We start from the raw sequence: 14428 nt of genomic DNA, 5'->3' as shown, positions 1-14428 counted from the left end.
GGTCGTCACAATCGCATAGCAAACGCGTCTTGCCTCTCGGAATATCTCTAAAGATGCGTCCGATATGATCTGCGTAAGCAAATTGAAAGCGCTTTGCCCAGTCGTCCAGCATCAACTTGATGGCGATGGCACACTGGCGCACTCATTCATTCCCGATCCATCTCCGGAGATCTCACACATGGCAAGCACGCCCAACAGTCGCTGGATTCAAGTGGAAACGAACGATGGCAGCTTCGATGCCTATCTGAGCCTGCCGCCCGCCGGCAAGCAGGCAAACGGTCCCGGCATCGTGCTGGTCCAGGAGATCTTTGGCGTCAACGAACACATCCGCTCGGTCGCTGACCAATACGCGGCGGATGGATACGTCGTGCTCGCGCCGGATATCTTCTGGCGCAATGCGCCGCGCGTGGAGCTCGGCTATGCGGGTGCCGACATGGAGCAGGCGCTGACGCTGCGCAAGGCCACCGACGTCGAAGCGGCCATTTCCGATATCGCGGCGACGGTCAAGGTACTGCGCGCGGAAACCAACGGCGGCAAGGTGGCGGCGGTGGGGTATTGTTTCGGCGGCCTGCTGTCATACCTTTCGGCCGCGCGCGGACTCGTCGACGCCGCGGTGCCGTACTACGGCGGTGGCATTCACGCGAATCTGCAGGAAGCGCCAGCGCTGAGCGTCCCGGCACAATTTCACTTCGGCGCGCTGGACGCCCACATCACGCTCGACCACGTGGCACAGATTCGCGCGGCGGTCGCAGGCAAGCCGAATACGGAAGTGTTCGTCTACGAAAAAGCCGACCACGGCTTCAACTGCTGGGCCCGCGCGTCCTACCACCAGCCCTCAGCCGCCCTGGCCCACGGCCGCGCCCTGACCTTCTTGTCGCAACACCTGAGCTAGGAAAGTTCTGGCCTACGGTTTTCTCCCCTCTCCCTCGGGGAGAGGGGTGGGGGGTGAGGGCACACCCCTCACTCATCGCCCTCATCGTTAAACGCCGTAATCCGCGCTACCCGGAACGTATTCCGCAACGACTCCAGCTCGGTACGATGTCGCAGCGCGAGCCGGTTCAGACTGCGCTCGCCCTTCGGCAGCAGATGCACCTCGACAATCCGTCGATCGTCGGCATTGGCCTTGCGCACAACCAGTCCCGCCGTCTCGCAACGATTGACGAGCGCCACCACGCCATGCTGCTGCGTCTGCAGCCGCTCAGCCAGCTCACCCACCGAAGCCCAGTTGCGATTGGGAAACCCGCGGATATGTAGCATCAGCAGGTATTGCTGCACGGTCATGCCCTCGCCACGCGCCGCGTCTTCCGAGAAGCGCACGAAGCGCCGCAGCTGATAACGAAAATCAGACAGTGCCTCGAATTCCTGCTTGGTAAGCGGTGCTGCGGCCTTGCGTGTCATGTGTCGAAACGGAGAAATCGTCGGATGTGCGCCACCAGACCGCGTGGCGTGAATGAGGTTGCCCATTATAGTGGCGCACTTTGCTGCGTCCGGTGCGGTCGCGCGCATACCGAGGTGTGGCAGAATCTGTGCGGTCGTAGACACCTTCACTAGCCAACGGAAATCCGCCCGATGTTCACGGAAATCGTCCAGTTCCTGCTCGATATCGTCTTCACGCTGTTCGGCATGGCGCTGTTGCTGCGCCTGTGGATGCAGCTGACTCGCCTGCCCTCGCGTAATCCTGTCTCTCAAGGGGTGTTTCAGATCACCGACTGGTTGGTCCGGCCATTGCGTCGCATCATTCCAGGCTTCGGTGGCATCGACTGGGCAACCCTGATCGCCGCCTGGCTGACGGCAGTGATCTATCTCGTGTGCCGCACGCTGCTGTACGAGGGCGATCCCCTCGGCTTCCTGCCGGTGATTCTGGCCATCGCCCTGCTCCACGTGCTCAAGTGGGGCATCAGCCTGATCATGTGGGTCACACTGCTCATGGCAATCCTGTCGTGGGTGAATCCGCACTCGCCGGTGGCGCCCGCCATCTATCACCTGACCGAACCGCTACTGCGCCCCCTGCGTCGGGTCCTGCCCCGCCTGGGTGGCTTCGACATCTCCCCGCTGATCCTTTTCGTGATCGCGCAAATCCTGCTGATGGTCATTGCCCGACTGAGCCTGGGCAGCGTGTAAAGCCGCCCGTAGCCTTGATTTCGTGCCATTCCGGGGCGAAATCAGGGCAAATTACGACCGCAGAACACGTTAGATACTTTTAGGGTTAACACGTATTGTTCAGGGGGCTGGACAGACTGTCGAGGATTGGCTCTTTTTCCCGCGCGCGCTGGCGCCTACAGTACTGGCACCGTGACACCCAGTCACGATGCTTTCACAAAAATACAGTAGGACCAGCACGACAATGAAGAATCTCTCCAAGCTCCAAGGCACGGCTGCGGCTGTGCTTGTTACCTTAGGCCTCACCATGGGCGCCGCTGCCAACGCCGCCCAACCCCTGACCGATATTGCCCGTCTCGACGGCAGCATCGGCCACGTTGGCGCTCGCGATCCGTACACCGACGGCGCGCGCGGCGTGAACGAACCCCGCAGCACCTTCACCGATGGCGCACGCTCGGTCAATGAACCGCGCAGCCCCTACAGCGACGGCGCACGCACTGTCACGGAACGTCGTGACGTGTTTGCCGAAGGCGCATAAGGGGCGCATGACGCGCCACGCGGAAGGCGCCTGAACCGCGCCTTCCGCAAGCTTGACCTCTCCCCCACGAGGCTGAGAGGGTCACGGTGAGAGGCGGACCGCCGAGTGCAACATGGCCCGGCAGCCTGCCTCCCCAGCAAATTTCCCCAGCGGCAATCTGGCATCCCCTACCAGGTCAGCCCGCCCGCACCGCCCGTCCCGCTTTCCTCTTCGCCCATCATCGACTCGATGGCCTCCATGAACGCGCGCACCTTGCGTGGCTGAAGCCGCCGATCGGGCAGCAGCGCGAACACGCGCAACGGTGGCAGCGGAACGTCCGGCATCACCCGAACGAGTCGTCCCTGCGCAATTTCGGCTTCGGCATAGGTCATCGGCACACGCGCGATGCCCAGCCCCGATAACGCCGCCTGCAAGCGCAATTCGGCGTTATAGGTCTGCATGCGGGGGCGAATGGGCACCGAGACTCGCTCGCCGTCGAGCGTGAACTCCCAGAATGTCGCACCCGGCGTCGCCAGCGTCGGCATGTTGGAGAGGTCTTCCGGCTGCATCTGCGCCGGCAGGCTGGCCGCCAGCGACGGCGCCGCCACCAGACCACGCTCCACGTGCCAGATGCGGCGCGCGATCGTGCCCGAATCGGGCAGATCGGACTCCACGGTCACAAAAGCGATGTCGAAGCCCTCGCGGATCGGATCGACGAGTCCCTGCGAAATCTCCACCGTGATATCGAGTGCAGGGTGGGCGGCCAGCGTGCGGCAGATCACACCGCCCAGCTGCTGCGCGCCGAACTCGTAAGGCGTGGCAATCCGCAGCATGCCCTGCACGCGTTCTTCGCGCGCCAGCGTTTCCTGCCGAATCTCGCGCAGCCGCGCGAACAGCGGCGCCACGTCGCGATAGACGGCGCCGCCCGCGTCGGTCAGCCGCATGCGGCGCGTGGTGCGCTCGAGCAGCTTGGCGCCAATCGCCGTCTCCAGCCGCGCCACGGCCGCCGACACACGCGACTTGGGACAGTCCAACTGCGCGGCCGCCGCCGTAAAGGTGCCTTGCTCGACCACGCAGCAGAACGCCTCCCAATCATTCCACTGGATTGTTTCGTTCACCGGGTGCTATTCCTGAATCATCCGACCAAAGCTGCTGCGGCCGGGCGACGTTGTGCAAACGCACATTATGCGGGAGAGCGGTGCGCACGTCAGCGCGCGCGACACAATGCCCCACCGGCGGCCGCGGCCGAACGGGTGGCCAAGGGGTGGCCAGAGGGCGGCTAAAGACTGGCGAGTCGCGCATATTTCCACTACGATTCCGGCCTCCCGTGCCACTCCGGCACGGGGCTTTGACTTCCTGAACGACTTCCTGATCGATGGCGAGCCAAGCCGACCACGAACCGGGCACGCCGCAGGGCGCCGCCGCGGAAAAACCCAGCGACAGCTACGTGCAATCGTTTGCGCGCGGCCTGTCCGTCATTCGCGCGTTCAACGCGCAACATCCGGCCCAGACGCTGACCGAAATCGCACAGGCCAGCGGACTCACGCGCGCCGGCGCGCGGCGCATCCTGCTGACGCTGGTCGGACTTGGCTACGTGCAGGCCGACGGCCGTCTGTTCCGTCTGACGCCCAAGATCCTCGATCTCGGCTTTGCCTACCTGACGTCCATGCCGTTCTGGAATCTGGCCGAGCCGATCATGGAAGCGCTGTCCCAGTCGGTCCACGAAAGCTGCTCGATCTCCGTACTCGACGGCACCGAAGTGGTCTACGTGCTGCGCGTGCCGGCACGCAAGATCATGACGATCAACCTGTCGATCGGCAGCCGGTTGCCGGCCTACTGCTCGTCGATGGGCCGCGTGCTGCTTGCGGGCCTCGACGATGCCGAACTGGACCGCGTGCTGCTCGCGTCGGATCTGCGCCAGCGCACCAGCCGTACCGTCACCGATATCGGCGAGCTCAAGACGCTGATCGCGGGTATCCGCGCCCAAGGCTGGGCCCAGAACGATCAGGAGCTGGAAGAAGGCCTGGTCTCGGTGGCCGCGCCCATCCGCAACCGCGCGCGACAGGTCATCGGCGCCATCAATATCAGCGGCCAGGCCAATCGCACCAGCGCGCAGCAAATGGTCGAGCGCTTCGTGCCGCCGCTGCTGGAAGCGTCCGAAAAGATCTCCGGACTGCTCCAGCTGAGAACCTGATATTGACGACCCGGTCGACGACTCAGTACGGCGCCGGCGGCAGATCCACGCTGCCGAATTCCGCCGAGCGCGAACCGGCGACAGGACGGTTGCTAGCACCGAAGTAAGCGAACGCTATCGATAGCTTCACAGCATTCGATTCATTGCGGCCGGCGCTGTGGAACAACCGGCTGTCGAAAATCAGCACGTCGCCACGATGAAGCGCCAGCGGCACCGTGCCACGCAGCAGTTGCTGACTGGCCGGATGCGCTTCCACCAGGAACTCGGCCGGATCGAGCTGCGCCGGCTCGAGCTTCGCCCGATGGGAGCCCGGAATCACGCGCAGCACGCCATTGCGTTCATCTTCATCGCCCAGCGCCAGCCACACCGTGACCAGTTCCGGACTCGTGAACGACCAGTAGCGCGTATCGCGATGCCAGCCAGTCTGGCTGCCGTAGAACGGGTGCTTCGTCATCACGCTGTTGTGGTGCGCGAGCGTCAGCCGCGCGGGCTCGCCAAGCAAGGCCTCGACCGTGGCCACGATGCGCGGATCGGCTGCCCAGCGGCGATATACCTCGTCGCGCCCATAGGCCTGACGCAGGCGCCGTACCGTCGCTCCGCCCGCGGCCTCGCGCGTGGCAGGCGCGCCCGGATAGCCAAGATCAGCTTCGAACTCCACCGGCGGCACCGCCGCCGCCAGATGCGCGCGCGTCACCGCCTCCAGGTCCGCGCACTGCGGCTCGCTCGCGAAATTGCGCAGAATCACATAGCCGCCAGCGTGAAACGCGCGCGCGAGACTCGCCAGACCAGCCCGATCGGCCAGCGGCGCGGAGGAGTCGAAATCCAGGGATGCGGACGCGTCAGATGCGTCCTTTAACGGAAGAGTCATTGCAGCGGGGGGATGATAGCCATCTGAGAATCTGGCATGCGCCAACAGACCGATGATGCCAGAACCAGCGTGCGCTCGCGCAACTTGCGGTCAATCGGCTGCGGCGCGGCACCGAGCGTGCGGAAGCAGACCGTTCAGCCGGCTTGGCGCGCCGCTACAATGGGCAGGTTCTTCTCGACCCGCCCGAATTTCCGATCGAATTTCAGACCGTCAGACGACAGGCCAACGTGACCGCCCGCCCAAGGATTCTCGCCTCGCTCTCCGAGGCCCAACAGCAACTCGGCCGCATCGTGCTCGGCAAACCGCGTCAGGTCCGCCTGGCGCTCGCCTGCATGCTCGCAGGCGGACACCTGCTGCTCGAGGACGTGCCGGGCGTGGGCAAGACCACGCTCGCGCACGCGTTGGCCCGCACGCTCGGTCTCCAATACCAGCGCGTGCAGTTCACGAGCGACCTGCTCCCCGCGGATCTGATCGGCGTTTCGGTCTTTATGCGCGATGCCGGCGAGTTCCGCTTCCATCGCGGTCCGGTGTTCGCGCAGCTGGTGCTGGCCGATGAAATCAATCGCGCCCCGCCCAAGACGCAGAGCGCGTTGCTCGAAGCCATGGCCGAGCATCAGGTCACGCACGATGGCGTCACCCACGCGCTGCCCACGCCGTTCTTCGTCATCGCCACGCAGAATCCGCTCGAGCAGATCGGCACGCATGCGCTGCCGGAATCGCAGCTTGATCGTTTCACCATGCGCATTTCGCTCGGCTATCCGGACCCGTCGTTCGAGCGCGTGCTTTATCTCGGCGGCGCGTCGGTCACCGAGACCACGTCGGTCATGAGCGCGGAACAGGTAGTTGCCCTGCAGGCCGCGGTGGCAAAGGTCTACGCGGGGCCGGCACTGGTCGATTACGTGCTGGCGCTGGTGCACGCCACGCGCGCCGAAGGCAGTTTCGCCGCGGGCCTGTCGCCACGCGGCGGCCTCGCGCTGCTGGCCTGCGCGCGCGCCTGGGCGCTACTCGATCAGCGTGAAATGGTCGTGCCCGAAGACGTGCAGGCGGTGTTCGCGGCGGTGGCCAGCCACCGGTTGCTGCCCTCAGGCGCTGGCAAAGGTGCGAACCAGACGTCCGTGGTCGAGCGCCTGCTCGCCTCGGTGTCGATTCCCTGATCGCAGGCCGACCGGCTCGCCGAGCGCGCGGCGTTTCGACGCTTCCCTCCCCTGCCATGTCCACGTCGACATCCCCCACCCCATCCGCAACGGCCACGCGCCCGCGCAGTCCCGCCGACTGGCTGCGCCGCACGCATGGTCCCGTCAATGGCGTGGTCACACTGCATCGCCGCCAGCTCTATATCCTGCCGACGCGCAGCGGCGCGGCGTTTGCGGTGCTATTGCTGACCATGCTGATGACGTCGCTGAATTACAACATCAGCCTCGGCTTCGCGCTGACGTTTCTGCTCATCGGCATCGTGATGGCCTGCATGTGGACCGCGTACCGCAACCTGCTCGACCTCGAAGTCGGCGCCGGCGCGGTCGCCCCGGCCTTTGTCGGCGATGCGGCCGTGTTCGCATTGCAGGTCGATAATCGCGACGACACCGCGCGCATCGGCATGGAAGCCCGCGCCGCGGCACCCAAACAGGCGCGCGCAAGGGGGCCACGCGGATCGGCGACAAAGGACGTGGCCACGGTGCCGACCGAAGCCGCATCGCTGACGCTCGACGGCCAATCCAATGGCGCGCTGGCGCTGCGCCTGCCGGCGCAGCGGCGCGGCCGCCTCGCACTGCCACGCGTCACGCTCGAGAGCCGCTTTCCGTTCGGCCTGTTTCGCGTCTGGAGTTATGCCGACCTGCCGCTCGCCACGCTCGTCTATCCCGCGCCGGAAACCCCCGCCCCACCGTTGCCGCTGATCGCACGCGCCGACGATGCGGAAGATGGTGCGCTGGCCGTGGCGGCGGACGATGGCATCGACCAACTGCGCCGCTATCGCACCGGCGATCCGCTGCATCGCATAGCGTGGAAGCACAGCGCACGCACGGGCCGCTGGATGAGCCGCACCGGCCAGGCCACGCGCGACCCCGCCTGCTGGCTGGACTGGCACGCGCTGCCGGACGGCCTCGACACCGAGGCCCGCCTGTCGCGCCTGTGCGCATGGGTATTGGCCGCTGGCGACGATCTCGATATCGGGCTGCGCCTGCCGGCGGTCGAGATCGCTCCCGGCCATGGCGCCGCGCATCGCCGCGCCTGCCTCGAAGCGCTCGCGCTGTGGCCGGAGCGTCCGACATCATGAGCACGGCCCGCCTGCGTCCGCTCGCGCATCAGGAGCACGGCATGCTCATGGGGCAGCTCGCGCTCGTGCTCGCGCCTCAGGCACGCACGCTACCTGTCAGCGTCAGCCTGCTGCTCGTGGTACTACTCGCATGGCGCTGGTTGTTGTGGCGGCAGCGCGCCCCGCTGCCATCGCGCACGATGCTCGCGATCATCGCCATGCTCGTGCTGGCCACCTCGGCCGCGCTGGTGTGGCAAGCCGGCGGCAGCCTCGGACGCGATCTCTGCGTGGCGCTGCTCGGTGCGTTCGTCATCCTCAAGCTGCTCGAATGTCGCGCGCTATCGGACGCGACCATGGTCACGCAACTGTCGTTCTATCTGCTGCTGACGCTCTATCTTTCCGATCAGCCGTTCTGGCTCGCGCTATATAGCATGGCCATCGGCGCGTGGGTGTTGCGCAACTGGCTGCTGTTGCATCATCCGGAGGCACGCGGCCGACTCGCGATCTGGCCGTTGCTTGGCCGCATGGCCCTGATCGGCCTGCCTTGGGCGTTGTTCCTGTTCGTACTGTTCCCGCGCCTCGATCATCCGCTGTGGCGTCTGCCACAGTCGGAAGCCACCGGCCGTACCGGCATCACGGACACCATGCGCCCGGGCAGCATCGGTGAATTGATTCGCTCCACCGATGTCGCGTTCCGCGCGGACATGACCGGCGACCCACTGCCACCCAGCGCGCTGTACTGGCGCGCGCTGGTGCTGTGGCGCTACGACGGCCAGCAATGGCGCACGCTGGAACAGCATCGCCTCATCCAAGCCGCGCCCACGTTGCACGATGACGCCGATGACATCACCAGACCGCCACCGGCGGGCACGCGCGACTACTTCGTGACGCTCGAAGCCAGCCAGCAGTCATGGCTATATCTGCTCGACCGCGGCGTCGCCCTGTCGGGCACCTCCGAGGCGCGCATGTCGTCCGACGGCGAATTCTTCGCGCGCGCACCGATCGACCGTCCCATGCGCTATCGCGCGCGTTCGACGTTCAGCCCGGGCACCGATGCCGCGCCGATGCTGCCGCCACGCGTGCGGGCCATGGCGCTCGAACTCCCTGCCGGCAATCCGCGTAGTCGCGCGCTGGCGTCGCGCTGGGCGGAGCAATACCCGGACCCATGGCAACGTGTACAGGCCGCGCTGCGCGTCTTCGCCGGCGAGGCGTTCTACTACACGCTCTCGCCACCACCACTGGGTAGCCAGCAGGTGGACTCGTTCGTCTTCGATACGCATCGCGGCTTCTGCGAACACTACTCCAGCAGCTTTGTCTTCCTGATGCGCGCGGCGGGGGTACCCGCGCGCGTGGTCACCGGCTATCAGGGCGGCGAGTACAACACGATCGGCCGCCACTACATCGTGCGGCAGTCGGACGCGCATGCCTGGGCCGAAGTCTGGATCGACGGACGCGGCTGGGTGCGCGTGGATCCGACCAGCGCCGTGGCGCCGAGTCGCGTGGAACAAGGTGTCGACGCGGCGCTCGCCGGTGACGAAGCCGGCGCCGTGCGCGCGTTGCGAACCCCGGGCTGGCTGCGCGATCTGCGCTGGGGTCTCGACGGCATGATGTACACCTGGCAACGCTGGGTGCTCGACTACGATCGCGCGCGGCAGATGTCGCTGTTGCGGCAGTTCGGCATGGACGATCGCCTGCCGCAGATCCTCATGATCGGACTGGCCGCCCTGACGCTACTCGGCATGATCCCCCTGTGGCTGCGCCGGCAGCGGCTCGACCCGCTCCAGGCCGTCTATGCGCGCTTCTGCCGCGAACTCGCCCGGCGTGGCTGCGAACGCGGTACGGCCGAAGGCCCACAGGACTTCGCGCACCGCGCCGCCCTAGCGCTCCCGCAGGCCGCGCCGGCGCTCCACGCCTTCACAGCAGAGTACGTGCGCCTGCGCTATGGCGCACCCTCTACCGCCGGGCGCGGCAGCCTGGCCCCGCTGCATCGTGCGCTCCGCGAGGCGATCCGGCTAATGCGCAAACGCTAGCGTTGTATTGCGCCGCTGCGCTGCATATAATTTCATTCGTAACTATTCCGAATGAAATCAGTATCATGTCTTTCGAACATCGTGTTGACCGGTTCTGCGAGATGCATCCGGAAGCTCCGCGCGACCTCATCGTCGCCTCGCGTTTGCTGCTACGGTCGGCGCGGCTGTTACGCAATCACATCGAGCGCGCGCTGGGCCAGTTCGACCTCGACCTCGGCCAATATCTGGTCCTGAGCATGCTCGCCATCGATGCCGGCGAGCCGACTATCCCGTCCGAGCTGGGCGTGGCGATCGATGCCACCCGCACGCAGATGACACGACTGGTCGATCGTCTGGAAGCGCGCGGACTCGTGCGCCGTACCGTGTCGACGCAGGATCGGCGCAGCCTCGAACTCAGCCTCACGGCTACCGGCCAACGCCTGCTCGATCGCGCGATTCCGGCCGTGCATGCTGCTTACGCAGAGGCGTGGGCACCGTTCGGCGAAAGCGGACTGGCCACTGCCACGCGCTCGCTGAACAAACTCCATCAGACCTTGGCCGCGCTCGAAAGCGATCGTGCCTGAGTTCACGTGGGGGACGACCATCGAAACCGTCGTGGGTTCGGTCGAGTATCGGTATCGATATCGGAAATGGTCAGGGGACAACGCGGCGCGAGGGGCGCGCGACACTGTCGCTAGCCGCGGCAGTGTTGAAACGGGTAATGTCGAAACGGGGACTACAGCGGCTCGGCAAGGCGAGTCGCAGTCACAACGGTAGTCGCCTCAGAACAGCGACAACTGGCGCATGCCAAAGCCAACGGTCTCTTCGACGCGCGCACGCGCGTGGACGAGCGAACCCTCGGCACCCGAATAGTTGCCGGCGGCCCAACGATAGACGACGGGCAATTCACCGCGATCCGACAGCCGGACCTCGCCGAGCTTCTCGCCACGATCACTGCGGTAGTAGTGGGAACGATAGCCGCGCTCCCAGTGAGGCGGATCGACCTTCTTGCGTCGGCGCGGCGAGCTTGCGCTGCCGGCGGACTTGCCCGGCATCTGCCGGGCGCGCTCGGTACCAGGTGCGGAACCTGGCACCATGGGGGCGCGGTTGAAATCCAACTGCATAGACTTCCTTCTTCTGTCGATTCAGCAGGAACCAGACGTGGTGACCGAAATCACCACACGCTTCATGCATCGCAGTCGAGATCATACCTGTTCGCGCGCGCTTCGGGTGTGTTTTATTGCCTTGGAATCCGCCTGTGGCAAGGCTTTGCGGGTATGTATACGCCCCGTATACGTGGACGCTGACGTCACGTATACGGGGCGTATACCGCAGGTAAACATGACGTATACCTACCTCGTGTGCCGCGTAAACCGCAGCACACGAGAGGGCTCATCAACCCAGATCAAGCGGGATGAAGATGCGCGCATCGTCGCGCTGAACCAGCAGCGCCACCTGCTTGCCCGACTTCGACACGAGCGTCTTCAGCTGATCGGCGGAGCTGATCGGCGTGCCATTCAGCGACAGGATGACGTCGCCCGGCTGGATGCCCACACGCGCCGCCGGACCGGCCACGTCCTCGACCACGAGGCCGCCCTCGATGCCGCTGTCACGCTTCTCGTTCGGCGTCAGCGGACGCACCGCCAGCCCGAGCTTCCCGCTCGCGTCGTTCAAGTTCGCCTTCTGCGCCACCGCCGAATCCTTCGACGTCCCCACCTTCACCGACAGCGTAAGCGGCTCGCCCTTGCGAATGACCTTGAGCTGCGTCTCGGTACCGGGCTTGATGTCGGCCACATGCTCCGGCAGATCGCCCGAATGGTCGATCACGTCGTTGCCCAGCTGCACGATCACGTCGCCCGGCTTGAGCCCGGCCTTCGCTGCGGGGCCGTCCGGCTCCACCGAGTTCACCAGCGCACCAGTCGGCTTCGGCAGGTTGAACGACTGCGCCAACGCCTGGTTGACCTCTTGTACCGAGATACCCAGACGGCCGCGCGTGACCTTGCCATGCGCCAGCAGCTGTTCCTCGACCTTGCTCGCCACGTTGATCGGAATCGCGAACGACAGGCCCTGATAGCCACCGGTCTGGCTGTAGATCTGCGAGTTGATACCGATTACCTCGCCGCGCTGGTTGAACAGCGGCCCACCCGAGTTGCCCGGGTTCACTGCCACGTCGGTCTGGATAAACGGTACATACGTGTCATCGGGCAGCGAGCGCGACTTCGCGCTGACGATACCGGCAGTCACCGTGTTCTCGAAACCATAAGGTGAGCCGATCGCGACCACGGGCTCGCCGACGCGGACACGCGCCGGGTCGCCCAGACGCACCGTCGGCAGGTCCTTGGCGTCGATCTTGATCACCGCGATATCGGTCTGCGGATCGCTGCCCAGCACCTTCGCCTTGAACTCGCGACGATCGGTCAGCTTCACGGTCACCTCGGTGGCGTTGTCCACGACGTGCGCGTTGGTCAGGATCACGCCGTCCGGGCTCACGATAAAGCCCGAGCCCAGGCCGCGCACGAGTTGCGGCTGCTGAGCCTGCGGCCCCTGGAACTGCGGACCGAAGCGCTTGAAGAACTGGGCCAGCGGATCATCTGGATCGATGCTGGCACCGCTCTGAGCGGAGGTGCGCTGCGCGCGCGCCGTCACGCTGATGTTCACCACTGCGGGACCATACTGGTCAACGATGGAGGAAAAATCGGTGGGGCTCGCCACCGCTACCGGCGAGGCGGAGGCGACGACGGGTGCCGTGGCGGCATAGCCCGGCGTGATGACTTCCTTTTGCAGATACGTGTAGCCCCCGGCAATGGCGGCGAGTGCTGCGATACCGAAGGCAGAGCGAGCAAGCGTCTGGCGGATCATGGTGTTCTTTCCTTTCTGATGTCCTTGCGCGGGGGAATTCCGACGCGACAGTGACATCGTAGGGACGCAGACTTAAATCACACTTAAGGCACGCAACACGCTCGACACCACCCTATTGTCGGCATGGGTTCTTCAAATTTATATTACACACAATTGAATTGCGTGTAAGATACGTCTCATGGACATCGACACGAAACCTTCCGAAGCCGACTCACTGCTCCTGCTGGACCAGCAGCTCTGCTTCGCGCTGTATTCGAGTTCGCTGGCCATGACCAAGGTGTACAAGCCCATCCTCAGTGAGTTAGGACTTACATATCCTCAGTATCTGGTGATGATGGTGCTGTGGGAACGCGAAAAGCTCAGCGTTTCAGAACTCGGCAACCGGCTGTCACTGGACTCCGGCACGTTGACGCCGCTGCTCAAACGACTCGAGTCGTCGTCCCTGGTCACCCGGGAACGCGACTCCATGGACGAGCGCCGCGTGATCGTGCGGCTGACCGATGCGGGCTGGCAGCTTCGTCAGCGTGCTCGGGGCATCCCGGAAAAGTTGCTGTGTGCAACGCAGTGTTCGGTCGAAGAAATTCAGACTCTGACACTACGGTTGCAGGAATTGCGGTCTACGCTGGAGAGCGCGCGGACCGATGCATGAAGCCGCGTCTGCGGCGTAGATGAAACTTGTGAGACCAACCCTGCCCTCGCGGCGAAACAGGAGCAAGAAATGACCAAGCTGGACAAAGTCCTTTACACCGCCCATGCATCCGCCACCGGTGGCCGTGACGGCCGTGCCGTGACGTCCGACGGCAAGCTCGACGTGAAGCTTGCCGTGCCCAAGGAAATGGGTGGTGCTGGCGACGGCCTGAACCCTGAGCAGCTGTTTGCCGCAGGCTACTCCGCTTGCTTCCTGGGTGCGATCCGCTTTGTCGCTGGCCAGCAAAAGATCGCCATCCCCGCCGACGCCAAGATCGACGGCTCGGTTGGTATCGGCCAGATCCCGGCGGGCTTCGGCATCCAGGCCGAACTGAAGATCACGCTGCCGGGTATCGAGCGCGAAGTCGCCCAGAAGCTGGTCGACGCTGCGCACCAGGTGTGCCCGTATTCGAACGCCACGCGCGGCAACATCGAGGTCACGCTGACGCTGGTCTGATCGGCAGTAGCAGGACGCAAAACAAGAACGCCGGCGCAAGCCGGCGTTTTTTTATGCATTGTCTGGTGGAGGGGCTTCAAGTTGCGCGCAGAAGGCGCGCTTCTGCGCCGCGGTCATCCGCTTGGTCGCAATTTCAGCGCGTAGTGCTTCGGACTTCGAAGCAAACCGCATCCAGCCCAGCAGTCGAATCGGCTTGCGCGCACGCGTGTACTTCGCGCCAATTCCTGCAGCGTGCGCGGCATAGCGCCGGGCGACGTCCGTTGTAATGCCGGTGTAAATCGAATTACCTTCGCATTCGAGCATGTACAAAAACCAGCACGGATCGTCTTCGGTCGTGTCTTCGGTCATGTTATGCGGCAGCGTAAATCGAAAGCATAAAAAACAAAACCCCTCAGCGGAGTGCGCTGAGGGGTTCTGAGCATAAGAGCCTGGCGATGACCTACTTTCACACGGGTAATCCGCACTATCATCGGCGCAAAGTTGTTT

At 64.7% G+C, this 14428-nt stretch carries 16 protein-coding genes; 10 read left to right on the top strand and 6 right to left on the bottom strand.

Annotated elements, in window-relative coordinates:
• Positions 1 to 178 precede the first annotated feature (178 nt).
• A complete protein-coding gene (locus tag LDO41_RS29400; protein WP_223994714.1) occupies positions 179 to 892 on the top strand; it encodes a dienelactone hydrolase family protein in 714 nt (237 codons plus the stop codon).
• Between the two features lie 68 nt (positions 893 to 960).
• Here the strand turns inward: LDO41_RS29400 and LDO41_RS29395 are convergent, their stop codons facing one another.
• Positions 961 to 1398, bottom strand: coding sequence for a MarR family winged helix-turn-helix transcriptional regulator (locus LDO41_RS29395; protein ID WP_223994712.1), 438 nt, complete (start codon positions 1396 to 1398; stop codon positions 961 to 963).
• Between the two features lie 171 nt (positions 1399 to 1569).
• On the opposite strand from LDO41_RS29395, the gene LDO41_RS29390 reads away from it, so the two are divergent.
• Both LDO41_RS29390 and LDO41_RS29385 read left to right on the top strand, forming a co-directional pair.
• Entirely contained in the window at positions 1570 to 2121 is a 552-nt protein-coding gene (locus LDO41_RS29390) for a YggT family protein (protein WP_223994710.1), read from the top strand.
• 223 nt (positions 2122 to 2344) lie between these two features.
• Positions 2345 to 2638, top strand: coding sequence for a hypothetical protein (locus LDO41_RS29385; protein ID WP_223994708.1), 294 nt, complete (start codon positions 2345 to 2347; stop codon positions 2636 to 2638).
• Positions 2639 to 2805: 167 nt separating this feature from the next.
• On the opposite strand, the gene LDO41_RS29380 is transcribed toward LDO41_RS29385, so the two are convergent.
• Positions 2806 to 3735 (bottom strand): LysR family transcriptional regulator, encoded by a 930-nt coding sequence (locus LDO41_RS29380; protein ID WP_223994706.1) that lies wholly within the window; start codon positions 3733 to 3735, stop codon positions 2806 to 2808.
• Between the two features lie 257 nt (positions 3736 to 3992).
• Here LDO41_RS29380 and LDO41_RS29375 point away from each other — a divergent pair, with 257 nt between their 5' ends.
• Positions 3993 to 4811, top strand: coding sequence for an IclR family transcriptional regulator (locus LDO41_RS29375; protein WP_223994704.1), 819 nt, complete (start codon positions 3993 to 3995; stop codon positions 4809 to 4811).
• 22 nt (positions 4812 to 4833) lie between these two features.
• Here the strand turns inward: LDO41_RS29375 and LDO41_RS29370 are convergent, their stop codons facing one another.
• Positions 4834 to 5679, bottom strand: coding sequence for a phytanoyl-CoA dioxygenase family protein (locus tag LDO41_RS29370; RefSeq protein WP_223994702.1), 846 nt, complete (start codon positions 5677 to 5679; stop codon positions 4834 to 4836).
• A 227-nt stretch (positions 5680 to 5906) separates the two neighbouring features.
• On the opposite strand from LDO41_RS29370, the gene LDO41_RS29365 reads away from it, so the two are divergent.
• From LDO41_RS29365 to LDO41_RS29350, 4 genes are all read left to right on the top strand, one after another.
• Complete coding sequence (locus LDO41_RS29365) at positions 5907 to 6833, top strand: AAA family ATPase (protein ID WP_223994700.1); 927 nt, start codon at positions 5907 to 5909, stop codon at positions 6831 to 6833.
• Positions 6834 to 6889: 56 nt separating this feature from the next.
• Positions 6890 to 7951, top strand: a complete 1062-nt coding sequence (locus LDO41_RS29360) for a DUF58 domain-containing protein (RefSeq protein WP_223994698.1) — start codon at positions 6890 to 6892, stop codon at positions 7949 to 7951.
• Positions 7948 to 9960, top strand: a complete 2013-nt coding sequence (locus LDO41_RS29355) for a transglutaminase TgpA family protein (RefSeq protein WP_223994696.1) — start codon at positions 7948 to 7950, stop codon at positions 9958 to 9960. Before LDO41_RS29360 ends, LDO41_RS29355 begins: the two co-directional genes overlap by 4 nt.
• A 65-nt stretch (positions 9961 to 10025) precedes the next feature.
• Entirely contained in the window at positions 10026 to 10523 is a 498-nt protein-coding gene (locus tag LDO41_RS29350; protein WP_223994694.1) for a MarR family winged helix-turn-helix transcriptional regulator, read from the top strand.
• A 198-nt stretch (positions 10524 to 10721) separates the two neighbouring features.
• Here the strand turns inward: LDO41_RS29350 and LDO41_RS29345 are convergent, their stop codons facing one another.
• Positions 10722 to 11063: a hypothetical protein gene (locus LDO41_RS29345; RefSeq protein ID WP_223994692.1), complete on the bottom strand. Its 342-nt coding sequence runs from the start codon at positions 11061 to 11063 to the stop codon at positions 10722 to 10724.
• A gap of 271 nt (positions 11064 to 11334) precedes the next feature.
• Positions 11335 to 12798, bottom strand: coding sequence for a DegQ family serine endoprotease (locus LDO41_RS29340; RefSeq protein ID WP_223994690.1), 1464 nt, complete (start codon positions 12796 to 12798; stop codon positions 11335 to 11337).
• Between the two features lie 178 nt (positions 12799 to 12976).
• Between LDO41_RS29340 and LDO41_RS29335 the strand changes: the two genes are divergently transcribed.
• Positions 12977 to 13447 carry a MarR family winged helix-turn-helix transcriptional regulator gene (locus tag LDO41_RS29335; RefSeq protein ID WP_223994688.1) on the top strand — a complete coding sequence of 157 codons (471 nt, stop codon included), beginning with the start codon at positions 12977 to 12979 and terminating at the stop codon, positions 13445 to 13447.
• A gap of 69 nt (positions 13448 to 13516) precedes the next feature.
• On the top strand, positions 13517 to 13942 hold the full coding sequence (locus LDO41_RS29330) for an organic hydroperoxide resistance protein (RefSeq protein ID WP_223994686.1): 426 nt from the start codon (positions 13517 to 13519) through the stop codon (positions 13940 to 13942).
• A 51-nt stretch (positions 13943 to 13993) separates the two neighbouring features.
• Here the strand turns inward: LDO41_RS29330 and LDO41_RS29325 are convergent, their stop codons facing one another.
• On the bottom strand, positions 13994 to 14290 hold the full coding sequence (locus tag LDO41_RS29325) for a GIY-YIG nuclease family protein (RefSeq protein WP_223994684.1): 297 nt from the start codon (positions 14288 to 14290) through the stop codon (positions 13994 to 13996).
• Between the last annotated feature and the right edge of the window lie 138 nt (positions 14291 to 14428).

The sequence above is a fragment of the Cupriavidus pampae genome, assembly GCF_914271485.1.
Taxonomy (GTDB): domain Bacteria; phylum Pseudomonadota; class Gammaproteobacteria; order Burkholderiales; family Burkholderiaceae; genus Cupriavidus; species Cupriavidus pampae.
This window is presented reverse-complemented; position numbering and strand designations above follow the sequence as displayed.

What these genes read in the sequence shown, in the direction of transcription:
- LDO41_RS29370 (WP_223994702.1), bottom strand. Translation starts at nt 5,679, where the DNA reads ATGACTCTTCCGTTAAAGGACGCATCTGACGCGTCCGCATCCCTGGAT.
- LDO41_RS29345 (WP_223994692.1), bottom strand. Translation starts at nt 11,063, where the DNA reads ATGCAGTTGGATTTCAACCGCGCCCCCATGGTGCCAGGTTCCGCACCT.
- LDO41_RS29390 (WP_223994710.1), top strand. Translation starts at nt 1,570, where the DNA reads ATGTTCACGGAAATCGTCCAGTTCCTGCTCGATATCGTCTTCACGCTG.
- LDO41_RS29335 (WP_223994688.1), top strand. Translation starts at nt 12,977, where the DNA reads ATGGACATCGACACGAAACCTTCCGAAGCCGACTCACTGCTCCTGCTG.
- LDO41_RS29355 (WP_223994696.1), top strand. Translation starts at nt 7,948, where the DNA reads ATGAGCACGGCCCGCCTGCGTCCGCTCGCGCATCAGGAGCACGGCATG.
- LDO41_RS29360 (WP_223994698.1), top strand. Translation starts at nt 6,890, where the DNA reads ATGTCCACGTCGACATCCCCCACCCCATCCGCAACGGCCACGCGCCCG.
- LDO41_RS29395 (WP_223994712.1), bottom strand. Translation starts at nt 1,398, where the DNA reads ATGACACGCAAGGCCGCAGCACCGCTTACCAAGCAGGAATTCGAGGCA.
- LDO41_RS29385 (WP_223994708.1), top strand. Translation starts at nt 2,345, where the DNA reads ATGAAGAATCTCTCCAAGCTCCAAGGCACGGCTGCGGCTGTGCTTGTT.
- LDO41_RS29325 (WP_223994684.1), bottom strand. Translation starts at nt 14,290, where the DNA reads ATGACCGAAGACACGACCGAAGACGATCCGTGCTGGTTTTTGTACATG.
- LDO41_RS29330 (WP_223994686.1), top strand. Translation starts at nt 13,517, where the DNA reads ATGACCAAGCTGGACAAAGTCCTTTACACCGCCCATGCATCCGCCACC.
- LDO41_RS29375 (WP_223994704.1), top strand. Translation starts at nt 3,993, where the DNA reads ATGGCGAGCCAAGCCGACCACGAACCGGGCACGCCGCAGGGCGCCGCC.
- LDO41_RS29400 (WP_223994714.1), top strand. Translation starts at nt 179, where the DNA reads ATGGCAAGCACGCCCAACAGTCGCTGGATTCAAGTGGAAACGAACGAT.
- LDO41_RS29350 (WP_223994694.1), top strand. Translation starts at nt 10,026, where the DNA reads ATGTCTTTCGAACATCGTGTTGACCGGTTCTGCGAGATGCATCCGGAA.
- LDO41_RS29340 (WP_223994690.1), bottom strand. Translation starts at nt 12,798, where the DNA reads ATGATCCGCCAGACGCTTGCTCGCTCTGCCTTCGGTATCGCAGCACTC.